The following is a 17,908-nucleotide window of genomic DNA, read 5'->3' on the forward strand; positions in this document are numbered from 1 at the left end:
GCGCGATGTCGACGCGCACCAGGCCGATGGGTGATTTCCAGCGCACGCCGATGCCCGCACCGACGTTGGCGGCGAAGCTGGATTTGAAAGCGTCGCCGGCATCCACGAACACCGCCGCGCCCCAGTTGGGCAGGAAGAAATGTTCGTACTCGGCACTGCCCACCACCAAATACTCGCCGCCGATGACGCCGCCGGTGTCGTTGGTCTCGCCGATCTGTTGATAATCGAAGCCGCGAACGGATCGGTCGCCACCGGCGAAGAAGCGCAGTTCGGGCGGCAGGGCATTGAAGTCATCGACCAGCATGGCGCCGAGCGCGGCGCGTACTAGCACGCGACCATCGTCACCGACTTTCTTGAGCCACTTACCTTCGGCACGCAGCTGAGTGAAGCTGGTATCCGACAACAACGACTCGTACGCAAAGCGCAGGCCGTACAACAGCGAGTAGCCGGACGAGGGAAAGTTACGATCGTTGGCTTGCTTGCGCGTCAGCAAACCTTCGGCATAGAGCAAGCTGGTGGAGCCTTGTTGATCGGCGATCTCGAAATCGCCATTCAAGTACTGCATGCCCAGCGTGCGCGTGAAGCCTTTCCAACGATCCGTGACTTCATTGGCAGCGAGTCGCGCCATGCGTGAGCGGCTGGAGTCGGTCTCTTCGTCGCGATAACCCGCACCGATGGTGTAGTTACGATTGGGCAGGCCGGGCTTGGGAATCTGATACTTGGTACTGATTTCCTGCAGGCGCGAGGAATATTCGATCTCGCCGCCCAGCTTGTGGCCTTGCTGATTCAACCAACGACGCTGCACGCCCAGCTTGGTACCGGGACCGGAGTCGGTGCTGAAATACAGGTTGGCGGTGTATACGGTGCGCTTGGCCGGGATCAACATCACATCGATGGGCACCACCCCGTCGGCTGCCTTTTCCATATCCGGCGCCACCGCCACCGATGTGAAATAGTCTGCATCGACCAGCGCCTGCTGCAGCGACAACAATTTGTCCGCGGAGTAGTACTCGCCGTCCTTCCACGGCTTGTACTTTTGCAGGAATCGGTCGGGGAACTGCGATTGGGAGAAGCGCAATTCGCCGAGTCGGTGGCGCGGGCCAGCGTCCCAGGCCAGATCGATATCCGCGGTATTGGCGCTGCGGACCACCGACACTTTATGGCGCACCAGTTGCGCAGTTAAGTAACCATCGTTGGCCAAAGCCGCGGCGATCTGTTGCTTGCTGCGCTCGTAAGCGCCGTGATCCAGACGCTCGCCATTCTTGGGTTCGAAGCGCGACAGTGCCAACTTGACCGGCTCGAGCTCGCGCGCTTCCGGGGTCACTTCGATGCTCGCAGCCTGAACGATGACGGGATCGCCGCGCTTCACGTCGTAAATGGCGTGGAACTTCCCGGGTTCGGGCCGTTCCAGGCGCGCTTCGACGCTCGGGTTGTAGTAGCCGAAAGGCTCCAACGAGCGCGCCAACTGCTCCTTGCCGCGATCGAATAGCCGCCGCGCTTCGGCCGCCGACACATCGCGTTCTTCGTATTGCTTGATCTCGAGATTGGCGCGCGCCGATTCGAGAATGGCTTCGTCCAAGCCGTTGACAGTGACAGTGACGCGGTCAGCGAGTGCAGTCGCGGCGCAGAACAGCGACATCGCCAGTAAGCCGGTAGCGCGAACCCCGAACCTCGGGCCGCCGGACATCCACAAATCAGTCATGCGCCGAACAGCCAGGGGTGGGAATCCGATTTCATCCAGTAGGGACGTTTCAATGCCCCGGTAGTTCCACGAGTGGGCCGCCGGGAGCTTGAAAGCGCGCCGGCCGCGCCCGACAATCCGTCCCCGCGAACTCTAACCGCTTCAGCAGGTAATCCGATGACAATCTCAAAAATTCTTGCGTCCACTGTTCTGCTCGGCGCCCTGAGCGTCTTCGCGCCGCTCACCTACGCCAAGACTTGCGAGCTGAGCATCGAAGGCAACGACGCCATGCAGTTCAACCATCCGACCTTGGCGGTGGCGGCCGATTGCACCGAAGTGAAGCTGACTTTGAAGCACTCCGGCAAGCTGCCGGCGCAGGCCATGGGCCACAATTGGGTGTTGACCGAGACCTCGGTGTTCCAGGCCGTGGCCACTGCCGGCATGTCGGCCGGTCTGCCCAATAACTATGTGCCGAAGGACGATGCACGCGTGATCGCGCACACCAAGGTGATCGGCGGCGGCCAGTCCGACAGCGTGACCTTCCCGGTGTCGAAGCTGAAAAAAGGCGGCGATTACACCTTTTTCTGTTCGTTCCCCGGCCACTGGTCGGTGATGAAGGGCAAGCTGACCTTCGGCTGATGACTCAGCTACGACGGTGCGGAAGCGAGCGGCACTCCCGCTGCTCGCTCCGGTTCACGCACTCGTAGCACGGCGAAGCCAGCCAACAACAGGCTGGCACCGCCCACGGCCAGCGCGTACACCGGCGCGCCGCCCATGAAAGTCCGCAGTAAAAAACCCAATACGCTGGCCGCCAGCAACTGCGGAATCACAATGAAAAAATTAAAAATGCCCATGTACACGCCCATCTTGGCGGCGGGCAAATTATCGGATAGCAACGCATAGGGCAGCGACAGAATCGAGGCCCACGCAAAGCCCACGCCGATCATCGCGACCAGCAACCATTGCGGATCGCGAATCGCTAGAAACGCCAACAAGCCCGCAGCGCCGAGCCAGACATTGATCATGTGGCTCACCCGCAAACCCCAACGGCGCACCATGAACGGAATCACGATGGCAGCCAGCGCCGCGAAACCGTTATAAGCCGCGAACAACACGCCGACCCAGTTCGCGCCTTCGTTGTATGCAGCCGAGCCCACGTCGGTAGTGCCGAAATGCACCTGAGTGACTGCGGCGGTGGTGTAGATCCACATGGCAAACAACGCGAACCAGGAAAAGAATTGCACGACCGCCAGTCGGCGCATGGCTTCGGGCATGTCGTGCACGTCGCTCATGATGGTGGTGAACATGTTGCTGGATCGCGAATTGCTGAGCACCAGCAGCGCCACTCCATACACCGTGAGGCCGCCCGCAAGCAGATACAGCTGCGGCTCCAACTTCAACAGGAAGATGGCTAACAGCCCCACCACGCCGCCGCCGAGCCACACCGCTCCGTCACGCTGCGCTCTGCCCACATCGAGTGGCTTCTGGTGCACGACGCCTGCGTCATCGAAGTTGGCCAGCTGTTCCGGTGGATATTCCCGCGTACTGAAGACTGTCCAACTCACTGCACCGAGCAGCATGGCGCCGCCGAAATAAAACGAATATTTGACGGTGTCCGGAATCTCGCCCGACGGCGCGGTGTTGTCCACGCCCAGCCGCGTCAGTATCCAAGGCAACATGCTGGCAATCACCGAACTCACGCCGATGAAAAAACTCTGCATGGCATAGCCCGCGGGCCGTTGCTTCGGCGGCAGCTGATCGCCCACGTAGGCGCGAAACGGTTCCATGGATACATTGATGGATGCATCCAGCAACCACAGCAGGCCGGCCGCAATCCACAGCGTCGGCGAATTCGGCATGAACAACAGCGCCACGCTGGCCGCGATGGCGCCGAAGAAAAAATACGGCCGCCGGCGGCCGAGCCGCGTCCAGGTACGGTCAGAGAAATAGCCGACGATGGGCTGCACGATCAGCCCGGTCAGCGGTGCCGCCACCCACAGCATCGGGATTTGCTCCAGCTCCGCGCCCAGGGTCTGGAAAATGCGGCTCACATTGGCGTTCTGGAGTGCAAAGCCGAACTGAATGCCCAGAAAACCGAAACACATGTTCCAGATTTGCCAGAACGACAGCGTCGGCTTTTGCGTGCGGCTCATGTCCCATCCTGCGCCGCGCACACCACGTAACTCAAGGGCTCCAGCGTCACGCTATAGCTGCCCGGCACTCTGGGCGTCGGAGCACACGTGCCCTTCAGCGAACGGAAGGCGCGCCAGCGTGAGTCAATCTCCACATTGGCCTGCAACCGCTCGGTGGAAGTATTGAAGGCGATCACGATCTCGCGCTGGGTCTGCGGATCGATACGAGACACGGCGAACAAGCCGGGCTTCTCGTCGTAGTTACGAACGATCTGCTGGCCCCGACGCAGCGCCGGATGTTCCTTGCGAAGTGCCGCCATCTCGGCAATCGCCACATACAGCGGATGGCTACGATTGAAGTTGCTCTCCGCCGTGGTTGCCTTGGTTCCCAACAACACGTTGTCGTTGTAGACGGCGACCTTGCTGGGGAACATATCTTCGCGTGAATCTTGATCGTTGCCGTCGCCCGTAAAGCCTTGCTCGTCGCCCGAATAGATGACTGGCACGCCACGCAAGGTGAACATCATCGCGTGCGCCAACAGCGTCCGTTGCAACAGTTCCGCGTCGCTGGCGCCGGGCAGATTCTTGCGTGCGAAATGCGCGAAGCGGCCAACGTCGTGATTGCTGATGAAGGTCGGCAGTTGCAGCCCAGTCGGTGCGCCGCCTTCGTAAAGAGCATCGCCTTGGAACAAGGTCGTCAGCTTGTCCGGCCCCGCGCCTTTGGTCAGAGTCTCGACCACGCCCGCGCGGAATGCGAAGTCCAAGACTGCGGGCAATCGATCGACCCGCGTATGCACAGCCAACGGCGCCACATCGATGGTCTCGGTGAACACTTCGCCAAAGATATGAAAGTTAGGAATGCCCCGCGCCCGCGCCTTATCCAACATCGCCGGCGAGAATGCCTGCCAGAACTCCGGGTTCACATGCCGAGCCGTGTCGATGCGGAAGCCGTCGACACCGAAGTCCTCGATCCACTTGCCGAAGATCTCGATGAATCCCTGCACCACGCGCGGATGCTCGGTCATGACATCGTCGAGACCCGCGAAGTCTCCCATGATGCTGCTCTCACCACGGAACGTGGTATTGCCGCGGTTGTGATACCAGACCGGGTCGTTCAGCCACGCTGGCACTTTCACCTTGGCTTCGGCGGGCGACACCAACGGTTCGTACGCTTTCTCGGGATAGTCGGCACGTGAGCGATAAGGGCATTCGGTGCCTGGACACTCGCGATACGAAATCACATCCGCTGTGTGGTTGGTGATGATGTCCAGATAAACCTTGATGCCCCGCGCGTGCGCGGCATCGACGAACTCCTTCATTTCCTTTTGGGTGCCGAAGTGATCGTCGACGCGCGTGAAATCGGTGATCCAGTAACCGTGATAGCCGGCGGACTCCTGACCGGGCGCGCCTTGCACCGGCTTGTTCTTGTAAATGGGCCCGAGCCAGATGGCAGTGGCGCCCAACCCTTCAATGTAGTCGAGCCGCGAGATCAGGCCGCGTAGATCGCCACCGTGATAGAACCCTTTGTGGCTGGGATCGAAACCGGTTTTGAACTTGTCGCCCTTGAGGCCGCCGCGATCGTTGCGCGGATCGCCGTTCTCGAACCGATCCGGCAACAAAAAATAGATGACTTCATCTTGCGGCAGCCGAGCGCGGAAGGCGCCGGCATCCTGCGCCTCCACACTCGACCCACCCCACCAACTCAGCATCGCGCATAGGAACGTCAACTGTAATCGCATGTTGTCAGAGCCGATAATTGATGCCGAGCAAATACTGTCTACCGTACTGCTGGTAGTCCTGCTGCCGAGTCTCGGTGACCGAGTAGGCAATGTACGGTTCATTGGTCAGGTTATTGACCTGCAGCAGAATGGACAATCCTTCCAGTGCACCGGCGCCGAACTCGTAACCGAGCTGAGCATCGGTGATCTGATCGCCCTTCACATACTTGAAGGCGCGGTCGTTGGCGAAGTTGGTCACTTCACCGATGTACTCAGAACGTGAGCGAGTCGCGACGCGCGCCGAGAATCCGGCGTTCTCGTAGTACACCGTCGCATTCCACACCGTCTTCGACAGACCCGGCAGCGGAATCGTACCCAGCCCATTGCCGCCGGTGAACTGATTGTTCGGCGGATCCTGAACACTGATACTGCTTTCGGTTCTGGAAATGCTCAGCAGCGTACCGAAGCCACTCAACGCATCGGTGAACAGCTCCCCGGTCAGTGCCACCGACAATTCCACACCTTTCAGGTTGCCGCCCTCGCCGTTCACCGGCTGGGTGAAACGACCCGTGGTCGGAATAGTCACGCCCGGCGGCAGGCCGTCGAAGTAATCGGCTGGCAAGCTCGCCAGGAACTCCGAGAAATCGTAGTCGGCCGTGGTCTGGCTGTAGATGTAGGTCTTCAATTTCTTGTAGAAGCCAGCCAGCGACACATAGGCATTCGGCCCGAAGTAGCGCTCATAGGAAACGTCATAGGCATATGCGCGCCACGGATTGAGTCGTGGATTGCCGCCGGAGCCGCCCGGCAAGCCGGTGGCCGCGTCATAACCGATTTCGCTGGAAGCTTTGAGTTGATCCATGCGAGCACGCGCGATTTCCTTGGCGACGCCAACCCGAATCGCCTGCTCCGCCGGCAGCATGAATGCGACATTGATGGCCGGCAGCACATCGGTGAAGTCCTTGCCATCGCTATAAGGCACGGGCGCGCCGTTCTCCAAACGAAGCGCATCGGAGCTTTGATCGGTCTGCACCACTTGCACCCCGATGTTGCCGCGTAAAGTCAGATTCGAGGACAACTCGTAGTCCAGATCGCCCTTCACGTAGCCGGTGGTGACTTTTTCGTTGACCGACCAATTCTTGCCGACCAAATAAGCGAAGCCCGGTTGATCCGGCGTGCCATACACGATGGGGTTGTAGTAAGCCCCCAGCACACCCAACACATCCCACGCCAACGTGCGATTGGCATTGGCGTAGCCCAGATTGGTCGGCGACAACAAATGCTCACCGCCAACGATGTAGTAAGCATTGTTGCGCGTGGATAGATTGCCTTCCGGCTGCACTTTGTCTTTGGTGCGATCCGAATAGTTGGCACCGACGGCAACCTTGGACAACCAGCCATCCAGCTCGCGCACCACGTCGATACGACCCGACTTCAGCTCATCCTCGATGTGCGGGATCTTGCTGTAGCCGGCGCCATAGATGGTCGGGCCGAGCCGCACGCTATTCGGATCGGCATAGTTCAGATTGAAATTCAGTGTCGGCATGTCATGGCGCGACAAGCGGAAGAATCCCGAATCTGAAATGTTGGACGTGCCACCGGCCACGTATTGGGCGTTGGTTTCGTATTGCTCTTCGTCGCGCTCGGCCTTGGAGTAGCTCAGGTCAGCGCTGAAGGTCCATTGGCCGGCAAAGAATTGGTTGTTCCAACCGGTTGCGAAAATCTCATCCTCGGTCTTAAACAGAAAGTTGCGCGCCAACGGCACTCGGTTCAGCAGATTGCCGCCGATGACGGTGTTGTTCTCGATGATGGCGTTGGCAAAGCCGGTGCCGGCAATCGGATAGTTACCCAAGTTCACTTCCAAGCTGCGCGCATTGTCGGTCTGCTTGCGCTTGGTGTAGTACAGATCCAGCACTGTCTCGTAATGATCGCTCGGCCGCCATTGAATCGCCGCCATGGCACCATCGCGACGGTTCTCGCCCATGTCGGCGCGAATCTTCATGCCGTTGGTGACATACACACCTTCGGGCACTTCGGGGTGATAGTTGAATGCGTCGCTGGCGAGTGTGTTCGGATGCCAAGGCTCGTAGCTGCCGGCACCTTCGATGGCCAACGGCGACTCGAGATGTGCGAACCCGAAAGTCACGCCGAGGGTGTTGTCCAGAAACTGATCGATGTAAGAGAAGCTGGCGCGGTAGCCCTTCTCGTCGGAGTCCGCTCCCATGTCATCCTGCGAATTCATTTCACCGCGCACGTTCATCACGATGGCGCGACGATTCAAGTCGAGCGGGCGCGTGGTACGCAGGTCGATGGTGCCGGCCAGACCCTGCCCGACTAACTGTGCGTCCGGCGTCTTGTACACCAGCACTGAACTCAACAGTTCCGAAGGATATTGATCGAACTCGATGCTGCGATTGTCGCCGGTGCTCACTTGCTCACGACCATTCAGCAGCGCCGTGGTGAAACCCGGATCCGTGCCGCGCAAACTGATTGCAGACGCGCGGCCTTCTGCTCGCTGCGAAGTCAGACCGGGCAAGCGTGATAGCGAATCGGCGATGCTGGTATCGGGTAGCTTGCCGATGTCTTCCGCCGAGATCGCCTCGACGATGCTGTTGGAATCCCGCTTGAGTTCGGCGGCCGCCTCGATGCCGGCGCGAATGCCGGTGACGACCACAGTTTCCAAGTCACTGCTGCTGGATGGACTTTGTTGTTCGGCGGCCTGAGCGGCCGTCGCGCACGCCAGCGTCACAGCTGCGGCGTTCCCTAAAATGCGCGCGATCGTGCGCGCCAGTCGCCGATTACTCATCGCGTTCATCTGACTATCCCCCATGTGTTTGCCGGCGCGCCGGCAACTGTGATCATTTTCGGCCATCGTAGGACCGTGACTGCGGCTGGGACAACGCTATGCATACGTATTCATGAAGGAACCTCGTACGTAGCGAACACCACGGCATGCCCCGGAAGAGTCAGCCGACCATCATGCAGTTCGCCCGACACGACGCCGGCGCTGTCCAGCTGTTGCATTCCTGCCGGCAAGTTCACCACTGCCTGCAGCGTGTCCGGGGACAAGTTGAATATCGCGAAGAGGCGCGAGTCGCCGCTGCAACGAGTGAACGCCAACAGCGGCTCCGGCACGTCGACGAACTTGATATCGCCCCAACGCAGCGCCGGATGTCGCTTGCGCCATTGCAAGAATGCGCGAGTGTTACTGAGCACCGAATGCCGATCCGTCAGCTGACTCTCGACATTCACGGCGCGATGTTCCGCTGCGACTGGCAACCACGGCCGAGCGGTGCTGAAACCCGCATATTCGCTGTTATTCCACGGCATGGGCGTGCGACAACCGTCGCGACCTTTGAAGTTCGGCCAGAACGCGATGCCATAAGGATCGCGTAGCGACTCGAACGGCACAGCGGCTTCGTGCAGGCCCAGCTCTTCGCCCTGATACATACAAACCGAGCCACGCAACGAGCACAGCAAGGCGACCAGCTGATTGGCTAGATGCGGTGAAGCGTTTGAGCCGCCCCAGCGAGTGACTACACGCCGAACGTCATGATTCGAGAACGCCCAGCACGGCCAACCTTCAGAGAGCTTGGCCTCGAACCCTTCGACCACCTTGCGAATGTGCCCGGCCGAATATTCCTCGGACAACAGTTCGAAGCTATACCCCATGTGTAAACGATTGCCGGTGGTGTACTCGGCAGTGGTGGCAATCGAATCTTCTGAAGAAATTTCCGCCAGCGACGCCGTCTGCGGATATTCATCCAGCAAAGCCCGCAGCTCGGTCAGGAATTGCAGATTCTCGGGCTGCGTGTTGTCGTAACGATGATATTGATAAGCGTACGGATTCTCCGGACTGAAGCCGCGAGTGGTGCGTTCCGACATCGGCTTGGGCGGATTGTCACGCAGCGCCTGATCGTGAAAACAAAAGTTGATGGCGTCCAGCCGCAGCCCATCCACGCCTTTGTCGAGCCAGAAGCGCACGTTGTCCAACACCGCGCGCCGCAGCTCGGGCTGATGAAAATTCAGATCGGGCTGGGACGACAGGAAGTTGTGTAAATAGTACTGGCGCCGCCGCGGCTCCCAGCGCCACGCCACGCCGCCGAAAATGGACAACCAATTGTTGGGTGGCGAGCCATCAGGCTTGGGCTCGGCCCACACATACCAATCTGCTTTGGGATTGTCGCGACTCTGGCGACTTTCACGAAACCACTCGTGTTCGATTGAGGTGTGGCTGAGCACCTGATCGATCATGACTTTCAGGCCGAGCTGATGGGCTCGTGCCAGTAGCCGATCGAAGTCCGCCATGCTGCCGAACAACGGATCGACCGCGCGATAGTCGGCGACGTCATAGCCGAAGTCGGCCATGGGTGAGCGAAAGAACGGCGCAATCCAGATCGCATCGACGCCGAGTTCGGCGACGTAGTCCAGCCGCTGCACGATGCCGGGCAAATCGCCCACGCCATCGCCATTGCTGTCGACGAAGCTGCGCGGATAGATCTCATAGATCACACCGCCGCGCCACCAGGGCGGAACTGACATCGACTAGGATCCCCCGATCTCGAGCCGTTTTTATAACGCGCTCAGAGTAACCGCAGCAGCCCGTCACACTCGACAGGCTGCATACGTATTCATCGGCGGGGGTGGCCGAGAATGATTGTCAGCAGTAGAACAGTCGGCGCGGTACGTTGGCCAAGCATTCGACGCCGCTCTCGGTCACCAGCAGCGGCTCGCTGATGACGATGCTGCCGCCATCGGCCCAGATCGCCGGCAGGAAGTGGATGACGGCGCCAGGCTTGAGCACCGTAGTGTCGCCAGCACGCAAGCTCGCGGTGAGTTCGCCGCCGGTAGGAGGAAAGGCAATACCGATGGAATAGCCGCAGCGAGATTCCTTGGCGATGCCATGACGACGCAGGATGCGCTGAGTTTCGTCGCTCACATCGCTGCAGATCATGCCGGGTTTGACGAACGCAAGGATGTTGTCGATGACCTCCAGCGCCACCGACTCCAACCGCAACATGACCGGCGCCGGTTCGCCGATGACCACCGTGCGACCCATCGGCACTTGATAGCGCAAGCGATTGCCCATGAGTTCGAGATTGACGGTGGTTTGCGCCGCCAAGCGTTCGTCCGTCCAAGGTAGATGCGGCGTGTCGGCTCGTGCACCGGACATAACGAGTGACGGGGTGCTGCAATACACGCCGCCGACATCCGGCACGCCGCCGATCTGCGCCTCGCAAATCTTGGCGACAACGTCGCATTCACGCATGCCAGGACGAATCACATCGACCGCGGCAGTCATCGCTGCCTCCAACAACCGAGCGGCCTGCCGCATCACGCCGATCTCTTGCGGCGACTTGATGAAGCGCACCCGATTGACCAGATACGACGCGTCGATGAGTTCCGACCCGGGCAGCTCCTCGACCAGGGTCTCGAAGCTCGCCACTGAGAAATAGTAGCCCTGCTTCTCGATACCGACGCGCTTGGCCTGCCAGCCGCGTTCGGCAATGGTCTGAGCGATGAAGCCGAACGGCGTCTCGACTTCGTTCTGGATCAAGTGTTCGGGATAGCCGACCACGTCCTCCGCCGCCAGGCACGAGGTGAGCCGCACCCCGTGAGCGTCCATGCGCCGTCCGACCCACACGGGCGAACCGGCCACGGGCACCAGCAGGACCTGCGGCATGTAGAACGACCAGCCGTCGTAGCCGCACAGGTAATAGATGTTGCAGGGGTCGGTGAGAATTAGCAGATCGAGTCCACGACTCGACATTACGGCACGGGTTTGCGCCAGGCGCGAGTCGAACTCGGTCTGCTGGAAAATAGGGTGAGGCAACGGACTCTCCGGCCGCGCAGAAATGCGCAGCATGGCATCGATGCTATCGACGTTTTCATACCATTTGCAAGGTATTTTTGTCCGTCGCACTCAGGACTGGTGCAGGGTTGGGCCAGGATGGGGCCAGGATTTCGGGAGTCCAAAATAAAACGAGCGGCCCACCGCAGGGGCCGCTCGTCAGCGCGTCAGTCGAATGGGAAGACTTATTCCCAGTAGCGGGGTGAACGGTAGTACTCGAAGGCCCGGTTCCGATAAGACACGCCGTCGTCCTTGGTCAATTCCGAGATCGAATCGGCCGGTGCCGACTGCAACTGCTCCTTGGTCAGATTGACCACGTAGCCGCTCTCGTCCTTCTCATACTTCAGCAGGTTCCATGGGATGGGATGATATTTCTCATTGATCCCGAGAAAACCGCCAAAGCTGACCGCGGCGAACATGATGTTGTTGGACGTCTTATCCAACACCACATCTTCGATCTCGCCGATCTTGTTACCGGTGGGATCCTTCACCGCCGTGCCGATGACTTTCTTGGCTCGGATGGCCGTGGTGTGGCCGCTTGAAGTAGGCATGCTCGACTCCTCTGATGAATTGCGCCTGTGGCAAATCAATGATCGGAGCCGTTGCGAGTTCCTTCAGAAGTTACTGTCTGCCGGTCGGCGCCAACCGACGCCGAAACTACATGTAGCCAAGCCACCAATCGCGACGCTCACGCTTCACACGCGCGAACCAAGACGCCAGCGGATAGAGCAACAGCAACGTCAGCAGCCAGGTCGCGTACACGATGGGCAGCTCGAAGCCTTCGCCAGTTACAGCACCGCCGAAGCGCGACAAGAAGTTGAAGTAGTACGACGCCTGCACCCCACCCAGCGTGCCGATCACCAAGGCCAGCCCATGCACTAAATAAATGTGCATCACATAGGTGAACAACGACGTACGCCCAAAGGCGAGCAGCACCTTTTGCAACGGGCCTGAAAGCTTGTCCAACGCCACCAACAACAGCATCGACGTGCCGAGCGTCACCAGCACGTACAGCAACGACGGCGGATACTTGGACACGTTGATGAACGACAGCAAGGTCATGATCGGGCTCGACTGCACCGACCAGGGCGCAGGATCGCCGTAGACATTGATGGCTCGTAGCATCACGAACGCCATCAGAAAACTGACACCGAGCCGGAGCACGCTGCGACGCCGCTCTGCCGCTGGCCGACGGAACACGAACCCCAAGCCGTAGCCCAAGCACATCACGCCGAACCACGGAATCACGGGATAAGGAATGAAGCCGCGTAAGAACAACGTCGGCCCCGGCTGCATGGTGAAGAACCAAGCCTGTGTCCAAGCACCGAGCTGCGAGACATCGATCAGCGACGCGACTAATTGATGACCGGCGACGATAGCAACACCCAACGCGCCCACCGCGCTCGCCGGCAATCGCACTACCAGCGACATCAGCACCATGCTGGCACCGATAGCCCAAATCACCTGCATGAACGCCATCGGCGGGCCCCAATTGAAGCCGAAGCCCACCAGCGTGAACTCCAGCACGATCAGCCACAGACCGCGGGTCAGCAGGAACGTGCTGAGTTCGGCCGGCGACTTGCCATTGGCTCGTTGCATGAAGATCGACACGCCGGCCAGAAACACAAATGTCGGCGCGCACAGGTGCGTCACCCAGCGAGTCATGAACAGCAGAGGATTGGTTTGAGTCAGGTCGGTCGGGCTGAAGACAAAGGCCGGCGCGTGCAGGAAATCGCGCACGTGATCCAGCACCATCAGCACGATCACCAGACCGCGCAACAGATCGATAGCATCGAGTCGCAACGCGCCAGCCCGCGTGAGAGCTGTTTGCTGGGTCGTTTGCGAAGTTGTTTGACTACGGCCGCCGACGAATTCGGGTGCAACCGCCGAGGCCTGGGCGCTGTGATCCATGCTGACTCCGAGAGGGATCCCGGACGAGATAGCCGGGGTGCCTATTGGCGCATGTTCCCTGCGCCTCACGCACCCCACTTTGGTCAGCGGCTAGCACCTGCGCAAGCGGTGCCCCGAGGATGAACCTTGGGGCAACGCCGCAGAAAGACTAGTTATTTAAAAACCTTCGCCAGCGCTTCGACGGCGAAGTCCAGCTCGGCACGTTGGATCGGCAACGGCGGCGCGAGGCGCAGCGTGTCGACGTGCGTATCTTTGGCAAGCAATCCCAGATCGCGCAGACGCTCGCAATATTTGTAAGCGCCGCCGGCATGCGGATGCAGCTCGATGGCCACCATCAAACCGCGACCGCGTACTTCGTGAATCAAATCACTGCGAATCGAGCGCAGCTGATTAATGAAATATTCGCCCTGCACTCGCGCGTTCTCGATCATGCCTTCTTCGTGCAGAACTCGTAGCGCCGCGCGAGCAATCGCGCTCGCCAGCGGATTGCCGCCGAACGTGCTGCCATGAGTGCCCGGCTTCAACACGCCCAGCGCATCGTTGTTCGCCAACACCGCGGAGATGGGATAGAAACCGCCGGACAACGCTTTGCCCAACAAGGTCAGATCGGACTTGATGCCTTCGTGCTCTTGCGCGAGCAGCTTGCCGGTCCGACCCAATCCCGTCTGAATTTCGTCCAACACCAGCAAGACGTTCTTTTGAGTGCACAGTTCGCGCACGCGCTGGAAATAACCCGCCGGCGGCAGCAACACGCCCGCCTCGCCCTGAATCGGCTCGACCAGGAAGCCCACCGTATTCTCGTCGACGGCAGCGGCGAAAGCGTCGAAGTCGCCGAACGGCACCGTCTTGAAGCCACCGGCGAACGGACCGTAGTTACCTTGCGCGAGCGGATCGGTGCTGAAGCCGATGATGCCCAGCGTGCGGCCATGGAAATTATTGGAGCAAGTGATGATGTTGGCCTTGTTCGGCGCCACACCCTTCACTTCATAGCCCCACTTACGCGTCACCTTGAGGGCCGACTCGACGGCCTCGGCACCGCTGTTCATCGGCAGAATCATTTTCGCGCCGGTGAGCTTTTCCAGATCCTGATACAGCAGCGGCAGCTGATCATTACGATAAGCACGCGAGGTGAGCGTCAGGCGCTGCGCCTGCTCGACCATCGCGGCCAGAATTTTCGGATGACAATGACCTTGATTCAGCGCCGAGTACGCGGACAAGCAATCGAGATAGCGTTTGCCCTCGGTGTCCCAAACCCAGACACCTTCGCCACGAGTCAACGTGACGTCCAGCGGCTTGTAGTTACGCGCGCCTAGACGCGACTCGATGGCATAAAGATCGTTGGCGGATAAAGTCATGTTTGGCACCAGAATGGATCAGCCGCGGCGAACCGTGGCGGCGGGAATGACACCCTGGGGACGGAATAGCAGAATCAGGATGACTCCGCTTAACACAAAGGCATCACGATAAGGCACAACCGACGGCGGCAACACCGCGTCCAGGCCAATTTCTATCGCGCCCAGTAACAGCCCGCCCGCTACCGCGCCCGGCAAGCTACCCAAGCCCCCGACCACCGTGGCGATGAACGCCTTGATGACCGGCACGCTGCCCATCAACGGATCCACCGAAGCACGCTGAGCCACCCACAACAAAGCGGCAATGCCGGCCAACACGCCGGACAACGCGAACGCCGTGGCGATGACGCGGCCGGCCGCGATACCCATCAAGCGCACGACCGCGAAATCTTCGGCAGCGGCACGCATGGCCGTGCCCGTCACCGTTCGACGCAGGAACAATTCCAGCCCGATCAGCGCCACCACCGAGATCACGATGGAAATGGTCGGCCCGACCCCGATGGCCACATCGCCGATCTGATACGAACCCGTCATCCATTGCGGCATGGCCAGCGGTTGCGGCCGTGCCGACAAGCCATTCTGAAACATCACTTTCAGTAAGGCGCTCACGGCGAAACTGGTCAGCAGCAAGCTGGTAACGCTGGCACCTCGCATCGGACGGAACGCAACTCGCTCCATCACCATCGCTGCCAACGCAGCCGTCGCAATCGCCATCAACACTGCAGCCGGAAACGGGATGCCGAACATCAGCGCGCCCAACATCGCGTAGCCCGCCACCGTCATCAGCTCGCCGTGCGCGAAGTTGATCAGGCCGACGATGGAGAACACGATGGCGAGCCCGAGTGCGAGCAGCGCATAGATGCCGCCGAGGCTGATGGCATTGACCACATGTTGAAGCAGCATGGTCAGTGCACTCCCAAATACGCCTGGCGCACCAGATCGGACGAAGCCAACTCATCGGCATCGCCACTCAGTGCGATGCTGCCACCACGAAGCACACTGGCTCGATCCGCGATCTCTAGCGCGAGCGCCACGTTCTGCTCCACCAACAGGATGGACAGGCCCGCCTTGCGAAGCGCGCCGATCAGATCGAACACCTTGTCGATCATCTGCGGCGCCAGCCCGAGCGACGGCTCATCCAGCAACAACAACTTGGGTCGCGACATCAGCGAGCGCGCGATGGCCAACATTTGCTGCTCGCCACCCGACATGTTGCCCGCCTTCTGGGTCATGCGAGCCCGCAGGATAGGAAACAACTCCAGCAACTCATCTTGACGCTGCATGCGTTCAACGCGACCAGCGTGAGCCGCGCCACCGAGCATCAGATTCTCTGCCACCGTGAGCTGTGCAAACACGCGCCGGCCTTCGGGTGTCAGCGCCATGCCGCTGCGGGAAATCTTGTCCGCCGGCCAGCCAGTGACGTCGTTACCCGCGAAAGTGATCTTGCCCGCGGTGGTCGGCAACAAACCGCTGATGGCACCGAGCGTCGTGCTCTTGCCGGCACCGTTCGCACCGATCAACGCGACCACTTCGCGCTCGCCCACAGTCAAGTCGACGCCATGAATGGCCTCGATCTCGCCGTAACGAACCTTGATACCTTCGGCTTGCAACATGATTACAGCGGAGCAGGAATTTCCGAGGCCGCCGGCGTCAGCGCTTGCACACATTGCGCCTTGCCACCCTCATAGCGCAGCAGCGCCACGGAGCGCACCGGAATCCGTTGGGTGCCGCGATAAGTGATGGAGCCGGTCACGCCCTGGAAGTTGTCCAGATCGGCCAGCGCGTCCCGAATCTTGGTACCGTCCACCTCATCCATGCCCTGCAGAGCGGCGTCGAGAATCAAGCCGATTTCATAGCCGTTCACTTCATACGCGGAGCTGGGCTCGTGGCCCACGGCTTGTTTGAAGCGTTGGTTGAATTCCTCCAGCTTGCTGCCCGGAGTCGAGCAACCCGCGGAGGTGAACACCACGCCATTCGACAACTCGTTCAAGCCGGCGATGGTCGGCGTGCCCAACGCGTCCGCTCCGAACACTGGCGTGCTCACACCGGCGGCGCGCAACTGACGAATGAACGCCGGGAAGTCGGGCTCGTAGGCCGCGGTCATGATCAGATCCGGCGCTTCCTTCAGATTGCGGATGGTGGTCACCGCCACCGAGAAGTCCGGCTGATTCATGGCATAGCTGCCCTTGCCCACCACCGTGCCGCCAAGAGTGGTGAACGCTCTGCCGAAATATTCCGGCAACCCGGACGTATAAGTCGTGTCCGGCGAGACCAACAGATACACCTTCCGCAAACCGCTCTCGTAGGCGTACTTGGCCAGCGCTGCAGCTTGCAGATTGTCGGTGGGATAAGTCGTGAACATCATGTCGCCGACCGCACCAGGCAGGATGGGCGAGGAACCGCAGAACGTCAGCGTCGGCACACCGGCCGGCTGCGTGATCTGACCGGCGACGATGGAAGGATCGGCGTCGCACGGCGTGATCATGATTTTCGCGCCGGCATCGACCAGCTCTTGGGTGGCTGACGCGGTGGTCGCTGTGTCGGAGCGCGTATCGCGTACCAGCAGCTTCACCGGATGTTTGCCACCCAAGCCGCCCCGCGCGTTGATCTCGTCGATGGCCAAGCGAAAGCCGGCCAGCGACGGCTGATCGTAGGACGCGAGCGTTCCAGTTTGCGCCGTGACCACACCGATGACGATGCTGCCATCGTCCTGCTTCGATCCGCAGCCTGCGACAGCCAGCGCTACAGCACCGACTACAGCGGCAACACCAATTCGACGCACTTCAACCATGGGAGAGCCCCTCACTCGTTTGCACCACTGCCCCCGCTGAGCCAAGTGACTTAGCCGCTGCGCGGCTGCCGAGATATGCAGTTATCACAGCCGGATGGCTCTGCACCGCTGCGGGCGTGCCGTCGGCAATCAGCCGCCCTTGATCCAGTACCAGGATGCGCTCGCACAGCTGCATCACAAACATCAGGTCGTGTTCCACCAGCACGATGCCGATGCCGCGCTCTTTACGAACGTCGGCCAGCAACGTCATCAACTCGCGCGTCTCGGCAGGATTCAAACCTGCGGCTGGCTCATCTAATAGAAGGAAGGTCGGCTCACACGCCAGCGCGCGAGCAATCTCCAATCGACGGCGCATGCCGTACGCCAGACTGCCAGCCAGGCTATCTGCGTGCTCGAGCAGACCGACCCGCACCAGTTCGCGCTTGGCTGCTTCTTCAGCGACAGCGACATTGGAGTGCACGCCGCGAGCTGCGGA

The 17,908-nt window shown here is 60.3% G+C and carries 14 protein-coding genes; 1 reads left to right on the forward strand and 13 read right to left on the reverse strand.

Annotated features, from left to right (window positions below):
• On the reverse strand, nucleotides 1-1,702 hold a 1,702-nt coding region (locus JNL55_RS27130; RefSeq protein WP_293861948.1), incomplete at its 3' end, for an autotransporter assembly complex protein TamA.
• A 156-nt stretch (nucleotides 1,703-1,858) separates the two neighbouring features.
• Here JNL55_RS27130 and azu point away from each other — a divergent pair.
• Nucleotides 1,859-2,320 (forward strand): azurin, encoded by a 462-nt coding sequence (gene azu, locus JNL55_RS27135; RefSeq protein WP_293861951.1) that lies wholly within the window; start codon nucleotides 1,859-1,861, stop codon nucleotides 2,318-2,320.
• 8 nt (nucleotides 2,321-2,328) lie between these two features.
• Here the strand turns inward: azu and JNL55_RS27140 are convergent, their stop codons facing one another.
• The 12 genes from JNL55_RS27140 to JNL55_RS27195 form a co-directional block, all read right to left on the reverse strand.
• Nucleotides 2,329-3,834 carry an MFS transporter gene (locus tag JNL55_RS27140; protein ID WP_293861954.1) on the reverse strand — a complete coding sequence of 502 codons (1,506 nt, stop codon included), beginning with the start codon at nucleotides 3,832-3,834 and terminating at the stop codon, nucleotides 2,329-2,331.
• Complete coding sequence (locus JNL55_RS27145; protein ID WP_415923174.1) at nucleotides 3,831-5,522, reverse strand: alpha-amylase family glycosyl hydrolase; 1,692 nt, start codon at nucleotides 5,520-5,522, stop codon at nucleotides 3,831-3,833. Before JNL55_RS27145 ends, JNL55_RS27140 begins: the two co-directional genes overlap by 4 nt.
• 34 nt (nucleotides 5,523-5,556) lie before the next feature.
• Entirely contained in the window at nucleotides 5,557-8,343 is a 2,787-nt protein-coding gene (locus JNL55_RS27150; RefSeq protein ID WP_293861960.1) for a TonB-dependent receptor, read from the reverse strand.
• 101 nt (nucleotides 8,344-8,444) lie between these two features.
• A complete protein-coding gene (locus JNL55_RS27155) occupies nucleotides 8,445-10,070 on the reverse strand; it encodes an alpha-amylase family glycosyl hydrolase (RefSeq protein ID WP_293861963.1) in 1,626 nt (541 codons plus the stop codon).
• Nucleotides 10,071-10,188: 118 nt separating this feature from the next.
• Nucleotides 10,189-11,394, reverse strand: a complete 1,206-nt coding sequence (locus tag JNL55_RS27160) for a M24 family metallopeptidase (RefSeq protein ID WP_293861966.1) — start codon at nucleotides 11,392-11,394, stop codon at nucleotides 10,189-10,191.
• Nucleotides 11,395-11,564: 170 nt separating this feature from the next.
• Nucleotides 11,565-11,930 carry a PRC-barrel domain-containing protein gene (locus JNL55_RS27165; RefSeq protein ID WP_293861969.1) on the reverse strand — a complete coding sequence of 122 codons (366 nt, stop codon included), beginning with the start codon at nucleotides 11,928-11,930 and terminating at the stop codon, nucleotides 11,565-11,567.
• Between the two features lie 106 nt (nucleotides 11,931-12,036).
• A complete protein-coding gene (locus JNL55_RS27170; protein WP_293861972.1) occupies nucleotides 12,037-13,290 on the reverse strand; it encodes a DUF1624 domain-containing protein in 1,254 nt (417 codons plus the stop codon).
• A gap of 152 nt (nucleotides 13,291-13,442) precedes the next feature.
• Nucleotides 13,443-14,645 carry an ornithine--oxo-acid transaminase gene (gene rocD, locus JNL55_RS27175; RefSeq protein WP_293861975.1) on the reverse strand — a complete coding sequence of 401 codons (1,203 nt, stop codon included), beginning with the start codon at nucleotides 14,643-14,645 and terminating at the stop codon, nucleotides 13,443-13,445.
• A gap of 18 nt (nucleotides 14,646-14,663) precedes the next feature.
• Complete coding sequence (locus JNL55_RS27180) at nucleotides 14,664-15,545, reverse strand: branched-chain amino acid ABC transporter permease (RefSeq protein ID WP_293861978.1); 882 nt, start codon at nucleotides 15,543-15,545, stop codon at nucleotides 14,664-14,666.
• 2 nt (nucleotides 15,546-15,547) lie between these two features.
• On the reverse strand, nucleotides 15,548-16,255 hold the full coding sequence (locus JNL55_RS27185; RefSeq protein WP_293861981.1) for an ABC transporter ATP-binding protein: 708 nt from the start codon (nucleotides 16,253-16,255) through the stop codon (nucleotides 15,548-15,550).
• A gap of 2 nt (nucleotides 16,256-16,257) precedes the next feature.
• Entirely contained in the window at nucleotides 16,258-17,433 is a 1,176-nt protein-coding gene (locus JNL55_RS27190; RefSeq protein ID WP_293861984.1) for an ABC transporter substrate-binding protein, read from the reverse strand.
• The coding region (locus JNL55_RS27195; RefSeq protein ID WP_293861987.1) for an ATP-binding cassette domain-containing protein at nucleotides 17,426-17,908 on the reverse strand (483 nt) is incomplete at its 5' end. The genes JNL55_RS27190 and JNL55_RS27195, both read right to left, overlap by 8 nt.

This window comes from Steroidobacter sp. (genome assembly GCF_016790065.1).
In the GTDB taxonomy this organism is placed as follows: Bacteria; Pseudomonadota; Gammaproteobacteria; order Steroidobacterales; family Steroidobacteraceae; genus Steroidobacter.

Excerpts from the sequence above, each read along its gene's own strand:
- azu (WP_293861951.1), top strand. The coding sequence starts at position 1,859 with ATGACAATCTCAAAAATTCTTGCGTCCACTGTTCTGCTCGGCGCCCTG.
- JNL55_RS27140 (WP_293861954.1), bottom strand. The coding sequence starts at position 3,834 with ATGAGCCGCACGCAAAAGCCGACGCTGTCGTTCTGGCAAATCTGGAAC.
- JNL55_RS27145 (WP_415923174.1), bottom strand. The coding sequence starts at position 5,522 with ATGCTGAGTTGGTGGGGTGGGTCGAGTGTGGAGGCGCAGGATGCCGGC.
- JNL55_RS27150 (WP_293861960.1), bottom strand. The coding sequence starts at position 8,343 with ATGAACGCGATGAGTAATCGGCGACTGGCGCGCACGATCGCGCGCATT.
- JNL55_RS27155 (WP_293861963.1), bottom strand. The coding sequence starts at position 10,070 with ATGTCAGTTCCGCCCTGGTGGCGCGGCGGTGTGATCTATGAGATCTAT.
- JNL55_RS27160 (WP_293861966.1), bottom strand. The coding sequence starts at position 11,394 with ATGCTGCGCATTTCTGCGCGGCCGGAGAGTCCGTTGCCTCACCCTATT.
- JNL55_RS27165 (WP_293861969.1), bottom strand. The coding sequence starts at position 11,930 with ATGCCTACTTCAAGCGGCCACACCACGGCCATCCGAGCCAAGAAAGTC.
- JNL55_RS27170 (WP_293861972.1), bottom strand. The coding sequence starts at position 13,290 with ATGGATCACAGCGCCCAGGCCTCGGCGGTTGCACCCGAATTCGTCGGC.
- rocD (WP_293861975.1), bottom strand. The coding sequence starts at position 14,645 with ATGACTTTATCCGCCAACGATCTTTATGCCATCGAGTCGCGTCTAGGC.
- JNL55_RS27180 (WP_293861978.1), bottom strand. The coding sequence starts at position 15,545 with ATGCTGCTTCAACATGTGGTCAATGCCATCAGCCTCGGCGGCATCTAT.
- JNL55_RS27185 (WP_293861981.1), bottom strand. The coding sequence starts at position 16,255 with ATGTTGCAAGCCGAAGGTATCAAGGTTCGTTACGGCGAGATCGAGGCC.
- JNL55_RS27190 (WP_293861984.1), bottom strand. The coding sequence starts at position 17,433 with ATGGTTGAAGTGCGTCGAATTGGTGTTGCCGCTGTAGTCGGTGCTGTA.